Below are 12,136 nucleotides of genomic sequence, written 5' to 3' on the forward strand. Positions count from 1 at the left end.
CCCTCACCGACCACTGTTGTGACGCATCTGGCGCGGAGGCTGGAGGCACGATGAGTACGACCACTTCCCACACGTCCGAGCCCGACGGACCGCCCGACGGACCGGTTTGGCCCGCCCGGCTCATCCAGAACGAGGCCACCACCGAGATCCCCGTCCACCTGCTGTTCCGCGACGACCCCGACCCGGCACCGGTGCCGCTGAGGCCGGCGGTCGTCGCACGCCGGCAGGGCACGGGTGAGCAGCCGCGCCTGCGGCGCCCGGCCGGCGTCGCCCCGAAGCGCCCGGTGCCGCAGGTCGATCCCGACCTGGCGGAGCGGCCCGCGCGGGTGCTGCCCGGCGCGGTGGGCGTACTGGCCGGAGCCAGTGGCGCCGCCGGGTGCCTGGCGACCTCCTGGTGGGCCGGGGTGCTGCCGCCGCTCGCGGTGGAGGCACTGCGGCTGCCCGTGTACGCCGGGGCCGGACTCGGGCTGGCGCAGTGGGCGGCGTACGCCGGGGCCGGGGCGCTCGGGCTGTTCGGGCTCGGGGGGCTCGCCCGGGGCCGTACCGGGCGGGCCTGGGTGCTGGACCTGTTCGGCCGTTACCGGGGGACCGTCCGGCGCTCCGGCCTGCTGTGGGTGAATCCGCTGCTGCTGCGCCGCCGGGTGGACGTGCGGCTGCGGCACTGGCGCAGCGTGCCCGTGCCCGCGGCCGACGGGAGCGGGGTCGCGCTGCGGGTGGTCGTCCTGGTGGTGTGGCGGGTGCGGGACACCGCCCGGGCCGTACTGGGCGTCGAGGACCACGAGGCGTATCTGCGCGAGTGCGTCGAGGCGGGGCTGGCCCGGGTGCCGGTGGAGATGCCGGGCGGGCCGAGGGGAGCCGGGGACGCGGCGGGCGAGGCGCTGACGCGACTGGTGGCGGCGGACGCGGCCCCCGTCGGCCTGGAGGTGTTCTCCGTGCAGCCGGTGCGCGTGGAGTACGCCCCCGAGGTCGCCGCCGCGATGCACCGCCGCAGGATCGCCGCGCTGGACGCCCAGCACCGGGCGAGCGTGCTCACCTCGGTCGTGGACTCGGTGGAGGACACGGTGACCCGGCTGACCGTGCGGGGCCTGGTGGAACTCGACGACTACGAGCGCAAGGCGCTGGTGAAGGACCTGACGGTGGCGTTCTGCGCCGGCCGGGGCGAAACAGCTCCGTGATTGGTATGGACATGTTCAACAACCGCCCATAGTCTCGAACTTGGTCTAGACCTACACGCACGGCTCACCGAACTTCCCCCACGTTCTCCAGGAGCGGCAGCATGCGTACAAGGACCAAGTTGTCCGCAGCCGCGGTGGGACTGGCCACGACCGGAGCCCTCGTTCTCTCCTCCGGCGGTGCCAGCGGCCACGGCTACACCGACCTCCCCATCAGCCGGCAGAAGCTCTGCCAGAACGGCACCGTGACCAACTGCGGCTCGATCCAGTGGGAGCCGCAGAGCGTCGAGGGCCCGAAGGGCTTCCCGGGCTCCGGCCCGGCCGACGGGCAGATATGCAACGCCGGGCTCGGCCACTTCAGCCAGCTCAGCGCACCGCGCACCCCGTCCGGCGGCGCCTGGCCCGCCACCAAGGTGACGGGCGGCCAGAACTACACGTTCCGCTGGCAGTTCACGGCCATGCACGCCACGACCGACTTCAAGTACTACGTCACCAAGCCCGGCTGGAACCAGAACCACAACCTGGCCCGGTCCGACCTCAACCTCACGCCGTTCTTCACGGTGCCGTACAACGGGCAGCGCCCGCCCTCCACGCTCTCCCACAGCGGCAGGCTGCCGACCGGGCTGAGCGGGCGTCATGTCATCGTGGCCGTATGGACGATCGCCGACACGGCCAACGCGTTCTACGCCTGCTCGGACGTGACCTTCTGAACCTCTGAGGTTCTCTTGAGTCACCGGTGCGGCCGGGGTGGGCAGGTTCCTCCCACGCCGGCCGCTCGGGTCCGGCGCATCGCCCTCGGGGGATGCGCGATGGACGTGATCTTCTACGCCGTGCCCGGCCTGATCATGGCCCTGGCCCTCTTCATGGCCCACCGTGTCGTGCGGCGCTGGCTGCAGATCCGGGGCGCCTGGAACAGCGGCCTGACGGCTGAGGGCCGCTGCCTGCGGACCTTCACCGCGGTCGGCGGCGGCCACGGCGACACCTCGGTCCGCACCACCCTGCACCACGTCTACGAGTTCATCGCACACGACGGCCGGGTCATCCGCTTCGCGGAGGACGGCGGCCCCGCGACGACCGTCGAGGGCGACTACGTCACGGTCTACCACACCGACGGCCGCCAGCTCGTGGCCACGACAACCGCCTCCGCGTGGACGGGGAGAACCTGGCGGCCGCGATGATCGAGAACATCCCGGCCCGCCACGAGGGTGCGCAGGCGGTGTGCGTGTACGCCGTACCGGCCCCGGTCACCGGCGACCAGGTCATGGCCACGCTCGCCGGCACCTTCGACCCGCCGTCCTTCGCGTAGTTCCCGCTCTCCCAGCCGGACCTGGGGACGAAGACGGCGCCCCGGTTCGTGCGGGTGGCGGAGCGGATGCCGGTGACCGCCACCGGCACGATCCGCCGGGCGGAGCTGCGCGGGGAGGGCCTGAGCTGCCCGGACCCGGTGTGGTGGCGGAGGCCGGGGGAGTGCACGTACCGCAGGCTGACCGACGGCGATCTCGAAAACGCTGAGGGGCCTCTCGCTCCCACGAGAGGCCCCTCATCCGTGCGCCGCCAGGGACTCGAACCCCGGACCCGCTGATTAAGAGTCAGCTGCTCTAACCAACTGAGCTAGCGGCGCATGACTCTCGCCGGCCATCGGAACCGTGTTCCGCGGCGGGCGACGGAGAAAATACTACCCAATGTCGAGGGGTGCTCCGGACCACCCGGGCGAGGGCCGGGGCGACGCCGCGGAGATCCGGCGGAAGGCCCTAGATCGCCATGGAGAGCAGCACCGGCGCCGCGTGGCGGTTGAGGGCGTCCGCGGCCTGGCGCAGGCGATGGGCGTGCTCGAGCGGGAGGGACAGGGCGAGGCAGCCCACGGAGGAGCCGGCCGTGATCGGGACGGCCGCGCAGACCGTGCCGACGGCGTACTCCTGGAGGTCCAGGACGGGCACGGTGGGCGGCTGGGCCTCCAGGCGGGAGAGCAGGAGCCGGTCGCTGGTGATGGTGCGCGAGGTGAGGCGGGCCATCTTGTGCCGGGCGAGGTGGTCGCGGCGCCCGGCGTGGTCGAGCTGGGTGAGCAGGCTCTTGCCGATGGCCGTGGCGTGGGCCGAGGAGCGGAAGTCGACCCACTCGTTGACCCTGGGCGCGTCCGGGCTGTCGGCGTACTGGGTGATGCTGATCTCGCCGTCGACGTAGCGGCTCATGTAGACGGCGGCGCCGACCGAGTCGCGCAGCCGGTCGAGGGTGCGCTGGAGCTTGTCGCGCAGGGCCTGCTCACGGTGCTGGGCGGAGCCGAGGCGGGCCAGGGTCTCGCCCGTGACGTACGCGCCGTCGGCGATCTGCTCCACGTAGCCCTCGCGGCGCAGCATGCGCAGGAGCGCGGTCAGTCGCTCCGGTGTGATGCCGGTGTGCCGGGTTATCTCGGCGTCGGTGACACCGCTGGAACCGCGCGCCACCGTCTCCAGGACGCGCAGGGCTTCCTGGGCCGAGTGGTACGGGGTGGTCGGCTCGTGCTTCAGCGCCACGGTGGTCTCCCCCTGCGCTTGCTGTAGGGCCGTAATCCGGTCAGTGAACCTCTTCCAGGTTAACCGGCAAAGGGCTTGCGGGGAGCGGGGGTTGACAAGATTCCCGGGGCCCCGGACTGGGGCAATGGCACTCTGGCATATGCCAGAAGCATGCCCCAGTCCCCCCTCGCGTGAGGGGTCGGGCGTTGCGCCTGGTCACGGGCCGTAGTCACAGCACTGCGCTGAGGAACTCCCGTGTCCGGTCCAGCTCCGGGTCGCCGAAGATCTTCTCCGGCGATCCCGACTCGATGATCCGGCCCGAATCGAACATCAGTACCTGGTCGGAGATGTCCCGGGCGAAATTCATCTCGTGGGTCACGCAGAGCATCGTGATGTCCGTGGAGCGGGCGATGTCCCTGAGGACGTCGAGGACGCCTGCGACCAGCTCGGGGTCGAGCGCGGAGGTCACCTCGTCCAGGAGCAGCACCTGCGGGCGCATCGCCAGGGCCCGGGCGATCGCCACCCGCTGCTGCTGACCGCCGGAGAGCTGGGCCGGGTGCGCGTCGCACTTGTCGGCCAGGCCCACCATGTCCAGCAGGCCCCTGGCCCGCTCCACCGCCTCGTCCTTCGACAGGCCGAGGACCGTGACCGGCGCCTCGGTGATGTTCCGCAGCACCGTCATGTTCGGGAACAGGTTGAACTGCTGGAAGACCATCCCGATCTTCTTGCGGACCTCGCGGACCTGCTTGTCGGAGGCCGGGAACAGCTGCTGCCCGTCGACCGTGATCGTGCCCTCGTCGGGCTTGAGCAGGGTCATCAGCAGCCGCAGGATCGTCGTCTTGCCCGATCCGGACGGCCCGATCAGGGTGACGTGCTTGCCGGCGTCGACCGAGAAGTCCAGGTGGTCCAGGACCGTGTTGCTCCCGAACCGCTTGGTGACCTGCTCCAGCCGGATCAGCTCGCCGGTGCTCCGGCCGGGGTTCTTCTCGGGGTTGGTCCCGGGATTGGGGAGAGTGTCAGTGGGCAAGGCGTCGCTCCAGGGCTCGCAGGGCAAGGGAGGCCAGATAGGACATGACGATGAAGGCCACGCCGATCACCGTCAGCGGCTCGGTGAACTGGAAGTGCTCCTGCGAGTACAGGCGCGCCTGGCCGAGCATCTCCAGCACCGTGATCGCCATGACCATCGGCGTGTCCTTGAGCATGGAGATGACGTAGTTTCCGAGCGCGGGGACGACCCGGCGCACGGCCTGCGGCAGGATCACCGCGGACCACGTCCGGTGCAGCGGCAGGTTCAGTGCCGTCGCCGCCTCCCACTGGCCGACCGGCACGGCCTCGATACCGGCCCGGTAGACCTGCATCGTGTACGTCGAGTAGTGCAGCCCGATCGCGAAGACGCCGGTGGTCAGCGCCGAGAAGGTCAGGCCCCACTCGGGCAGCACGTAGAAGAGGAAGAACAGCTGCACCAGCAGCGGGGTGTTGCGGACGAGTTCCGTGACCACGCCGACCGGCCAGGTGACCCAGCGCGAGGGCACCCGCATCAGCAGCGCCCACACCAGGCCCAGCGCGAAAGAGATCAGCGAACCGAGGGCCAGGATCTGCACGGTGACCAGCAGACCGTCCCAGAGGTGCGGCATGAAGCCGCTGACTGCGCTCCAGTCCCACTTCATGCGACAGCACCTCCCACACCGGTGGTCTGCGGACGGTCCAGCTCCTGGTCGGGCGTGCCCCCGACGGGCTTGCCGGTGCCGGCCTTGAGCTTGCGTTCCAGGCCGCGCATGCCGCGGGTCAGGACGAAGGCGATCACGAAGTAGATCAGCAGCACGATCGTGTAGATCTCCGCGCTCTCCTGGAGCGCCAGGCGCACCAGGTTGCCGCTGAACGCCAGGTCACCCATGCCCATGATGGACACCAGGGCGGTGCCCTTGAGCAGTTCGACCAGCAGGTTGGAGAACGGCGGGATCATCTCCGGCACCGCCTGCGGCAGCAGGATCAGCCGCAGCCGCTGCCAGGGCGTGAAGCTGAGCGCGATCCCGCCCTCCTTCTGCGCCGGGTCCACCGCGTTCAGCGCGCCGCGCACGATCTCGGAGCCGTACGCCCCGTAGGTCAGACCGAGCGCCAGGGTGCCCGCCCACAGCGGCACCAGCTGCCAGCCGAAGGCCACGGGCAGCACGAAGTACACCCAGAAGATCATCACCAGCGCCGAAGTGCCGCGGAACACCTCGGTGTAGACGCCCGCGAGGAAGCGGACGCTCCACAGCCGGTGGGTACGCGCCACGCCGACGACGAACGACACCACCGCGCCCAGCAGGGCGCTGCAGACGAGCAGCTGGATGGTGACCCAGACGCCCTTGAGTACGAGTTCCCAGAGTCCCGAGGTCATCCGCCGCAGAGCTCCTTCGCGGTCAGATCCGTCATCTCGGCCTTGGTGAAACCGAAAGGCCGCAGGATGCGGAGGAGTTCGCCGCTCTTCTTGAGCTTGCGCAGCTCCACGTTGAAGGCGTCCCGCAGGTTGGTCTCGGTCGGCCGGAACGCGAAGGCGCCTCCGTCGACGTGCGGTTTGCCGCCCACGATCGGTGTGAAGGGCTTGGTCGCCTCCGCCTTGGCGGACTTCTTCACCACCTCACGGGTGGTCAGCGCCGTACCGGCGAACACGTCCACGCGCCCCGCCTCGACCGCGTTCAGGCCCGCGACCTGATCCGGGACGATCAGGATCTCGCTCTCCTTGTACCCCGCCTCGACGGCGTACTGGATCTCGGCGTAGCCGGTCCCGGTGGCGAACTTCGCCTTTTTCTCGACGACGTCCTTGTAGCTGTGCAGCCCCTTCGGGTTGCCCTTGCGCACGATGAACGAGTCGAGCATCTGGTAGTCGGGGTCGGCGAAGATGACCTGCTCGCAGCGCTCGGGGTTGACGTACATCCCGGCGGCCACGACGTCGAACTGCTGGGAGTTCAGGCCCGGGATGAGCGAGCCGAACTCGGTCGGCACGGGCTGCACCCGGTCGACGCCGAGTCGCTTGAAGATCACCTTGGCCAGTTCCGGGGCCTCGCCGGTCAGCTCGCCGTTCTTGTCGATGAAGCCGAACGGGATCTCGCCGGCGATGCCGAGGCGGACGACGCCCGCCGCCCGGAGCCGGTCGAGCAGATCACCGCCCTTGACGTCCGACGCGGTGGCGACCCTGCTGCATCCGGCGGCGCCCAGCGCGCCGAGCGCCGCGACCCCCGCGAGCAGCGACCGGCGGGTGGGCCCGGAGACGGGCCCGGATAGGGGTTCGGGACTTCGCGGTGTGCTTCTGTGCGGGCTTCTCTGTGGTGGAGCCATGGGCGCGCGGCTACCCGACCGCATCCGAGTTATTCCGGTCTTTTCAAGCCCCGCACTTACCCCGTGCGCTCTTGACCCGAGCGGCGGTGGGCACTCCCATGGAGGGCATGGCTGATCGCTACATCGAAGTCTCGCTGGTCAAGCGCGACGTGACCTGCACGGCCAGGTTGCTGGACGACCGCGCGCCCATCACCTGCGCGGCCGTCTGGGATTCCCTTCCGCTGGCCGGCGACGTCTACCACGCGAAGTACGCACGCAACGAGATCTACGCCCTTTTCCCTCCCTTCGCCCAATCCGAACCACCCCTGGAAAACCCGACCATCACCCCCATTCCCGGCGACCTGTGCTATTTCACCTTCGCCGGGGCGGAGTTGGGGACCAAGTCCTACGGCTACGACCGCGAGGTCCGCGCCGGCACCACGCTCGTCGACCTGGCCCTGTTCTACGAACGCAACAACCTGCTGCTGAACGGCGATGTCGGCTGGGTCCCCGGCATCGTCTGGGGCCAGGTCGTCGACGGCCTGGAGACCATGGCCGAGGCGTGCAACGACCTGTGGAGGTCGGGAGCGGCGGGGGAGTCGCTCAGCTTCCGGAGGGCCTAGGCCGGCCGGCGGAAGCCACCCCGGCCTCGTACAGCGCGTGGGCCGCCCGCAGCACCAGATCGTCCCGGTGCCGGGCGGCCACGAGCTGCAATCCGATCGGCAGACCGTCCGCGTCGGCACCGACCGGCACGCTCGCCGCGGGCTGCTGCGTCATGTTGAACGGGTAGGTGAACGGGGTCCAGCCCGTCCACCGCCGATGGCCGGATCCCTTCGGCACCTCGGCGCCCGCCTCGAACGCCGTGAGCGGCATGGTCGGCGTGACGAGCAGGTCGTAGGTGTCGTGGAAACGGCCCATCCGGCGTCCCAGGTCCATCCGCACGTCCACCGCGGCCAGATACTCCAACGCCGAGTAGCGGGCGCCTCGCGCGCAGATCTCCCGCAGACCCGGATCCAGCAACTCCCGCTGGTGCGGGCCCAGGTGCTGCGTCACCCGGGCCGCCCCGCTGAACCACAGGGTGTGGAAGGCCTCCACCGGGTCGGTGAGGTCCGGATCGGCCTCCGTGACGTACGCGCCGAGCTCCGCCAGCCGCTCCACCGCCTGCCGCACCGCCCTCGCGACGGCCGGCTGCACCGCCACCTGCCCGCCCAGCGACGGCGAGTACGCCACCCGCAGCCCGCGCACCCCGCCCGCCAGACCGTCCGTGTACGGACCGGCCGGGGCGGACAGCGCCGACCAGTCGCGCGAGTCCGGATGCCCGATCACGTCCATCAGCAGCGCCGCGTCGGCCGCGTCCCGGGTCATCGGCCCGACGTGCGCCAGCGTGCCGAACGCGCTCGCCGGGTAGAGCGGCACGCGCCCGTACGTCGGCTTCAGCGCGAAGATCCCGCAGAACGACGCCGGGATGCGGACGCTGCCGCCCCCGTCCGTGCCCAGCGACAGCGGCCCCGCGCCGAGCGCAACGGCCGCCGCGCTGCCGCCGCTCGACCCGCCCGCGGTGCGCGAGGGGTCGCACGGGTTGCGCGTGATCCCGCTGAGCGGCGAGTCCGTCACGCCCTTCCAGCCGAACTCGGGGGTCGTCGTCTTGCCGATGAACACCGCGCCGTGCTCACGCAGCCGGGCCACGGACGGCGCGTCCTCGTCCCACCGACCCTCCGGATCCACGGCCCTCGACCCGCGCAGGGTCGGCGCCCCGCGCTGCAGCAGGATGTCCTTGACGGTGACCGGCACCCCGTCGAGCAGGCCCCGTGGCTCACCGCGCCGCCATCGCTCCTCGGACTCCCGGGCCTGCTCCAGAGCCTCTTCGCCGGTCAGCCGCACGAAGGCGTTCACCTCCGGCTGGATCGCCTCGGCCTGCTCCAGCGCCGCCCGTGTCGCCTCCACGGGCCCCCACTCGCCCTTGCGGTACCCGTCGAGGAGCCGTGCGGCGGTCAGCTCGGTGAGCTCGGTCATCCATCCTCCAAGGAACGTCAGTGACCAGGTACGTACCCACGCTGCTTGTCGACCACGTTCTTCAACGGCTCCCCGCTCGACCAGAGTTCGTACAGGTCCACGAACTGGGCGCCGAGCTCGTCCCGCCAGCCGACGATGTCGCCGCTCATGTGCGGGGACACGATCAGGCCCGGGGCCTGCCACAACGGGCTCTCGGCGGGCAGCGGTTCGGCCTCGAAGACGTCCAGGGCGGCGCCCGCGATCCAGCGCTTGGCCAGGGCCTCGGAGAGCGCGTCCTCGACGACGAGCTGGCCGCGCCCGATGTTGACGAACCGGGCGGACGGCTGCATCAGGCCGAAACGGCGGGCGTCGAACATCCCGTGCGTCTCGTCCGTGAGCGGTGCCGCCGCGATCACCCAGTCGGCGCGGGCCAGCAGCCGGTCCAGGTCCTCCGGGCCGTGCACGCCGGAGCGCGCCGTGCGGCCCACCAGCGCGGGCGTGATGTCCAGCGCCCCCAGCGTGTGCGCGATCGCCCGGCCGATCGGCCCCGAGCCGACCACCACGGCCCGGCTCCCGGCGATCTTGAGCGACTCGCGGTGCCGCCAGGTCCGCTCCCGCTGCAACTCCAGCGTCCTCGGCAGGTCCTTGGCCATCGCCAGCACGAGCGCGGCGACGTACTCGGCGATCGGCTGGTCGAAGATGCCGCGCGCGTTCGTCACCACCGTGTCGGAAGCGGCGAGTTCCGGACACATCAGATGGTCCACGCCGGCGCTCGCCGTGTGCACCCAGCGTGGCCGCGGACCCTCACCGGGCCACGCGTCCCGCACGGCGCGCGAGGTGAAGTCCCACACCAGGAGTGCATCCGCGCTCGGGAGGCGCTCGGCGAGCCCCGCCGCGTCCGTGTGTTCGATGCGGGCGCGGCCGGTGAGGCGGCCGAGGCGGGGGAGGGGTTCGGCGTCCAGGACGAGCAGGGTGGGGGTGGGCATGAGCAGCCGATTCTCCAGCCGTTCGGCGGGGCCGGCCGGCGGCGGGGCGCCGGTCGGTGACGACAAGTTAACCCGGTGTTGACCAAGGAGTGATCCGGGCGGATTGACCACGCTCGCACCCGAACCTACCGTCGTCAACACGGGCGTTCCCACGATCCGTTGCACACTCGTTGCCCAGTGTGAGGCCGGTGCCCTGCCATGGACGTCTCATTTCTCGGCGGGCCCAGCCCGCAGCGCGGGGTCGGCGTCGTCGCCCCCTTCGACTTCGCACTCGACCGCGAGCTGTGGCGCTGGGTGCCGGACGAGGTCTCGCTCCATATGACCCGCACACCGTTCGTGCCGGTCGAGGTGAGTCTCGACCTGGCCCGTCTGGTCAGCGAGCACGAGACGCTGGGCGAGGCGGTCCGCACGCTCAACGCGATCGCCCCCGAGGTCGTGGCCTACGCCTGCACGTCGGGCAGCTTCGTCGGCGGCATGATGGGCGAGCGGGCGATGTGCGAGGCGATGAGCCGGGCCGGCGCCATGCCGGCCATCACCACCTCCGGCGCGCTGCTGGAGGCGCTGGTGGAGCTGGACGTGCGCCGGGTGGCGCTGGTGACGCCGTACACGGTCTCGGTGACGCAGTCGCTGGAGGCCTACGTCGCCCAGGCCGGCGTCACGATCTCCGGCTGTGCCTTCATGGGGCTGACCCGGCACATCTGGAAGGTCCCCTACCGGGAGGTGGTGGACATGGCGCGGCAGGCCGTCCGCGGCGACGCCGACGCGCTGTTCATCAGCTGCACCAACCTGCCCACCTACGACGTGATCCCCCAGCTGGAGGCGGAGCTGCGCATCCCGGTGATCTCGGCCAACCAAGTGACGATGTGGGCGGCACTGCGCCGACTGGGTACCCGTGCGGTGGGACCGTATCAAGCGCTGATCAATCCGGATGCGCGCTCCGGTCTCGTAGCACCGGGGGCCGACCCCGGCCCTGTAGTGCCGGAAGAAGAGCAGCAGCAGGAAGGCTGGACATGACAGCACTGGGATTTCTCTACCCGGGCCACTCCGCCGAGGACGACTACCCGCGCATCGAGCAGTTGCTGGGCAGCGACATCCGGGTGGACCTGGTGCACACCGACATCGGTGAGGACGCGCACCGGGTGGACGCGCTGCTCGAGATGGGCTCCGCCGGCCGGCTCGCGGCGGGCGTCCAGGAACTGCGGCACGCCGGTGCGGACGCCGTGGTGTGGGCCTGTACGAGCGGCAGCTTCGTCTACGGCTGGGACGGCGCGCAGGAGCAGGTCCGCGCCCTGGCCCAGACCGCCGGGCTGCCGGCCTCGTCCACGTCGTTCGCGTTCGCGCACGCGGTGCGGGAGCTGGGTGCGCGCAGGGTCGCGATCGGGGCGACGTACCCGGAGGACGTGGCGCAGCTCTTCGCCGAGTTCCTGCGCGCGGCCGGCGTGGAGGTCGTGTCGGTCAACAGCTCCGGCATCATCACGGCCGCCGAGGTCGGCACCTGGGGTGAGGCCGAACTCCTCGCCCTGGCCCGGAACTCCGACCACCCCGACGCCGAGGCCCTCCTCCTGCCCGACACGGCGCTGCACACGGCGGCCCACATCCCGGCCCTGGAGAAGGAGCTCGGCAAGCCGATCCTCACCGCCAACCAGGTCACGGTCTGGGAGGGCCTGCGCCTGGCGGACCGGCGGGTGAACGCGCCGGAACTGGGGGCGCTCTTCACACGGGAGCCGATCGTCCAGGTGTGAGACGGAAGGCCTGGTCCTCGCCCCCTGCGGCAGATGCCCCAGGGGGCGAAGAGGTAGCGGCGGGCATCACCCCTCCCGGTCGCCCCGCATCACCCCCCGGTCGCAGACCGGGTCCCTCCCCGCCCATGGCCGCCCGCTCCGGGCGCGACGCCACCGGAGCACGCGCAGCACGAGGCAGGCGACGAGGGCGACCGTGAAGAGCACACTCGCCGCCACCCGGTACGCATCGGTCGTCATGAAGTCCGAGTGCCCCGGCGCGGCTGAAAACGGGTGCCGTGCCCTCGGACGCGTCCTCCATGCGGGCCGGAATCGGTCCCGCCCCTTCTTCGGGGCACAGCAGGGCATAACCGCTCCAACTCCCCGCTCAGAGGGCGTTTATGCAGGTCAAGGCCCGTACATGCCTTATGCGAGTGTCCCATTTCGTCGAGGATGCCCCGATGAGTGAAGAACATCGCCCG

The 12,136-nt window shown here is 71.0% G+C and carries 14 protein-coding genes, 1 tRNA gene and 1 pseudogene; 7 read left to right on the plus strand and 9 right to left on the minus strand.

Translation table 11 applies throughout. The features are described from left to right. Positions 1-50 precede the first annotated feature (50 nt). The 4 genes and pseudogenes from HDC93_RS32545 to HDC93_RS32560 form a co-directional block, all read left to right on the plus strand. Positions 51-1,175 (plus strand): SPFH domain-containing protein, encoded by a 1,125-nt coding sequence (locus HDC93_RS32545; RefSeq protein ID WP_185014425.1) that lies wholly within the window; start codon positions 51-53, stop codon positions 1,173-1,175. Between the two features lie 101 nt (positions 1,176-1,276). After that, positions 1,277-1,882, plus strand: coding sequence for a lytic polysaccharide monooxygenase (locus HDC93_RS32550; protein WP_030837979.1), 606 nt, complete (start codon positions 1,277-1,279; stop codon positions 1,880-1,882). A gap of 99 nt (positions 1,883-1,981) precedes the next feature. Then, a complete protein-coding gene (locus HDC93_RS32555) occupies positions 1,982-2,350 on the plus strand; it encodes a hypothetical protein (protein WP_311774678.1) in 369 nt (122 codons plus the stop codon). Then, a pseudogene (locus HDC93_RS32560) lies at positions 2,305-2,754 on the plus strand (acyl-CoA synthetase); the annotation flags it as partial. The gene HDC93_RS32555 and the pseudogene HDC93_RS32560, both read left to right, overlap by 46 nt. Here HDC93_RS32560 and HDC93_RS32565 read toward each other — a convergent pair. From HDC93_RS32565 to ehuB, 6 genes are all read right to left on the minus strand, one after another. Beyond that, positions 2,720-2,793, minus strand: a tRNA-Lys gene (locus tag HDC93_RS32565). The pseudogene HDC93_RS32560 and the gene HDC93_RS32565 overlap by 35 nt on opposite strands. 130 nt (positions 2,794-2,923) lie before the next feature. Then, entirely contained in the window at positions 2,924-3,682 is a 759-nt protein-coding gene (locus HDC93_RS32570) for an IclR family transcriptional regulator C-terminal domain-containing protein (RefSeq protein WP_185014426.1), read from the minus strand. Between the two features lie 208 nt (positions 3,683-3,890). Further along, positions 3,891-4,688: an ectoine/hydroxyectoine ABC transporter ATP-binding protein EhuA gene (gene ehuA, locus HDC93_RS32575; protein WP_185014427.1), complete on the minus strand. Its 798-nt coding sequence runs from the start codon at positions 4,686-4,688 to the stop codon at positions 3,891-3,893. After that, positions 4,678-5,328, minus strand: a complete 651-nt coding sequence (gene ehuD, locus HDC93_RS32580) for an ectoine/hydroxyectoine ABC transporter permease subunit EhuD (protein WP_185014428.1) — start codon at positions 5,326-5,328, stop codon at positions 4,678-4,680. The genes ehuA and ehuD overlap by 11 nt, the downstream gene beginning before the upstream one ends. Next, a complete protein-coding gene (ehuC, locus tag HDC93_RS32585; protein ID WP_185014429.1) occupies positions 5,325-6,041 on the minus strand; it encodes an ectoine/hydroxyectoine ABC transporter permease subunit EhuC in 717 nt (238 codons plus the stop codon). Before ehuC ends, ehuD begins: the two co-directional genes overlap by 4 nt. Next, the gene (gene ehuB / locus HDC93_RS32590) at positions 6,038-6,979 is read right to left on the minus strand and encodes an ectoine/hydroxyectoine ABC transporter substrate-binding protein EhuB (RefSeq protein WP_260419884.1); all 942 of its coding nucleotides are present in this window, start codon (positions 6,977-6,979) and stop codon (positions 6,038-6,040) included. The genes ehuC and ehuB overlap by 4 nt, the downstream gene beginning before the upstream one ends. A 107-nt stretch (positions 6,980-7,086) precedes the next feature. Between ehuB and HDC93_RS32595 the strand changes: the two genes are divergently transcribed. Continuing rightward, on the plus strand, positions 7,087-7,581 hold the full coding sequence (locus HDC93_RS32595) for a DUF3830 family protein (protein WP_185014430.1): 495 nt from the start codon (positions 7,087-7,089) through the stop codon (positions 7,579-7,581). Here HDC93_RS32595 and HDC93_RS32600 read toward each other — a convergent pair. Both HDC93_RS32600 and HDC93_RS32605 read right to left on the minus strand, forming a co-directional pair. Beyond that, complete coding sequence (locus tag HDC93_RS32600; RefSeq protein ID WP_185014431.1) at positions 7,562-8,971, minus strand: amidase; 1,410 nt, start codon at positions 8,969-8,971, stop codon at positions 7,562-7,564. The genes HDC93_RS32595 and HDC93_RS32600 overlap by 20 nt on opposite strands. 17 nt (positions 8,972-8,988) lie before the next feature. After that, positions 8,989-9,936 carry a D-2-hydroxyacid dehydrogenase gene (locus tag HDC93_RS32605; protein WP_185014432.1) on the minus strand — a complete coding sequence of 316 codons (948 nt, stop codon included), beginning with the start codon at positions 9,934-9,936 and terminating at the stop codon, positions 8,989-8,991. Between the two features lie 198 nt (positions 9,937-10,134). On the opposite strand from HDC93_RS32605, the gene HDC93_RS32610 reads away from it, so the two are divergent. Both HDC93_RS32610 and HDC93_RS32615 read left to right on the plus strand, forming a co-directional pair. Beyond that, on the plus strand, positions 10,135-10,950 hold the full coding sequence (locus HDC93_RS32610; RefSeq protein ID WP_185014433.1) for an aspartate/glutamate racemase family protein: 816 nt from the start codon (positions 10,135-10,137) through the stop codon (positions 10,948-10,950). Beyond that, positions 10,947-11,678, plus strand: a complete 732-nt coding sequence (locus HDC93_RS32615) for an aspartate/glutamate racemase family protein (RefSeq protein WP_185014434.1) — start codon at positions 10,947-10,949, stop codon at positions 11,676-11,678. Before HDC93_RS32610 ends, HDC93_RS32615 begins: the two co-directional genes overlap by 4 nt. 66 nt (positions 11,679-11,744) lie before the next feature. Here the strand turns inward: HDC93_RS32615 and HDC93_RS32620 are convergent, their stop codons facing one another. Then, positions 11,745-11,915: a hypothetical protein gene (locus tag HDC93_RS32620; protein ID WP_185014435.1), complete on the minus strand. Its 171-nt coding sequence runs from the start codon at positions 11,913-11,915 to the stop codon at positions 11,745-11,747. Between the last annotated feature and the right edge of the window lie 221 nt (positions 11,916-12,136).

Source organism: Streptomyces sp. AK010 (assembly GCF_014207295.1).
In the GTDB taxonomy this organism is placed as follows: domain Bacteria; phylum Actinomycetota; class Actinomycetes; order Streptomycetales; family Streptomycetaceae; genus Streptomyces; species Streptomyces massasporeus.

Coding starts and splice junctions, on each gene's coding strand:
- HDC93_RS32610 (WP_185014433.1), top strand. CDS start 10,135: ATGGACGTCTCATTTCTCGGCGGGCCCAGCCCGCAGCGCGGGGTCGGC.
- HDC93_RS32595 (WP_185014430.1), top strand. CDS start 7,087: ATGGCTGATCGCTACATCGAAGTCTCGCTGGTCAAGCGCGACGTGACC.
- HDC93_RS32555 (WP_311774678.1), top strand. CDS start 1,982: ATGGACGTGATCTTCTACGCCGTGCCCGGCCTGATCATGGCCCTGGCC.
- HDC93_RS32615 (WP_185014434.1), top strand. CDS start 10,947: ATGACAGCACTGGGATTTCTCTACCCGGGCCACTCCGCCGAGGACGAC.
- HDC93_RS32545 (WP_185014425.1), top strand. CDS start 51: ATGAGTACGACCACTTCCCACACGTCCGAGCCCGACGGACCGCCCGAC.
- HDC93_RS32550 (WP_030837979.1), top strand. CDS start 1,277: ATGCGTACAAGGACCAAGTTGTCCGCAGCCGCGGTGGGACTGGCCACG.
- HDC93_RS32605 (WP_185014432.1), bottom strand. CDS start 9,936: ATGCCCACCCCCACCCTGCTCGTCCTGGACGCCGAACCCCTCCCCCGC.
- ehuD (WP_185014428.1), bottom strand. CDS start 5,328: ATGAAGTGGGACTGGAGCGCAGTCAGCGGCTTCATGCCGCACCTCTGG.
- HDC93_RS32620 (WP_185014435.1), bottom strand. CDS start 11,915: ATGACGACCGATGCGTACCGGGTGGCGGCGAGTGTGCTCTTCACGGTC.
- ehuB (WP_260419884.1), bottom strand. CDS start 6,979: ATGGCTCCACCACAGAGAAGCCCGCACAGAAGCACACCGCGAAGTCCC.
- ehuC (WP_185014429.1), bottom strand. CDS start 6,041: ATGACCTCGGGACTCTGGGAACTCGTACTCAAGGGCGTCTGGGTCACC.
- HDC93_RS32600 (WP_185014431.1), bottom strand. CDS start 8,971: ATGACCGAGCTCACCGAGCTGACCGCCGCACGGCTCCTCGACGGGTAC.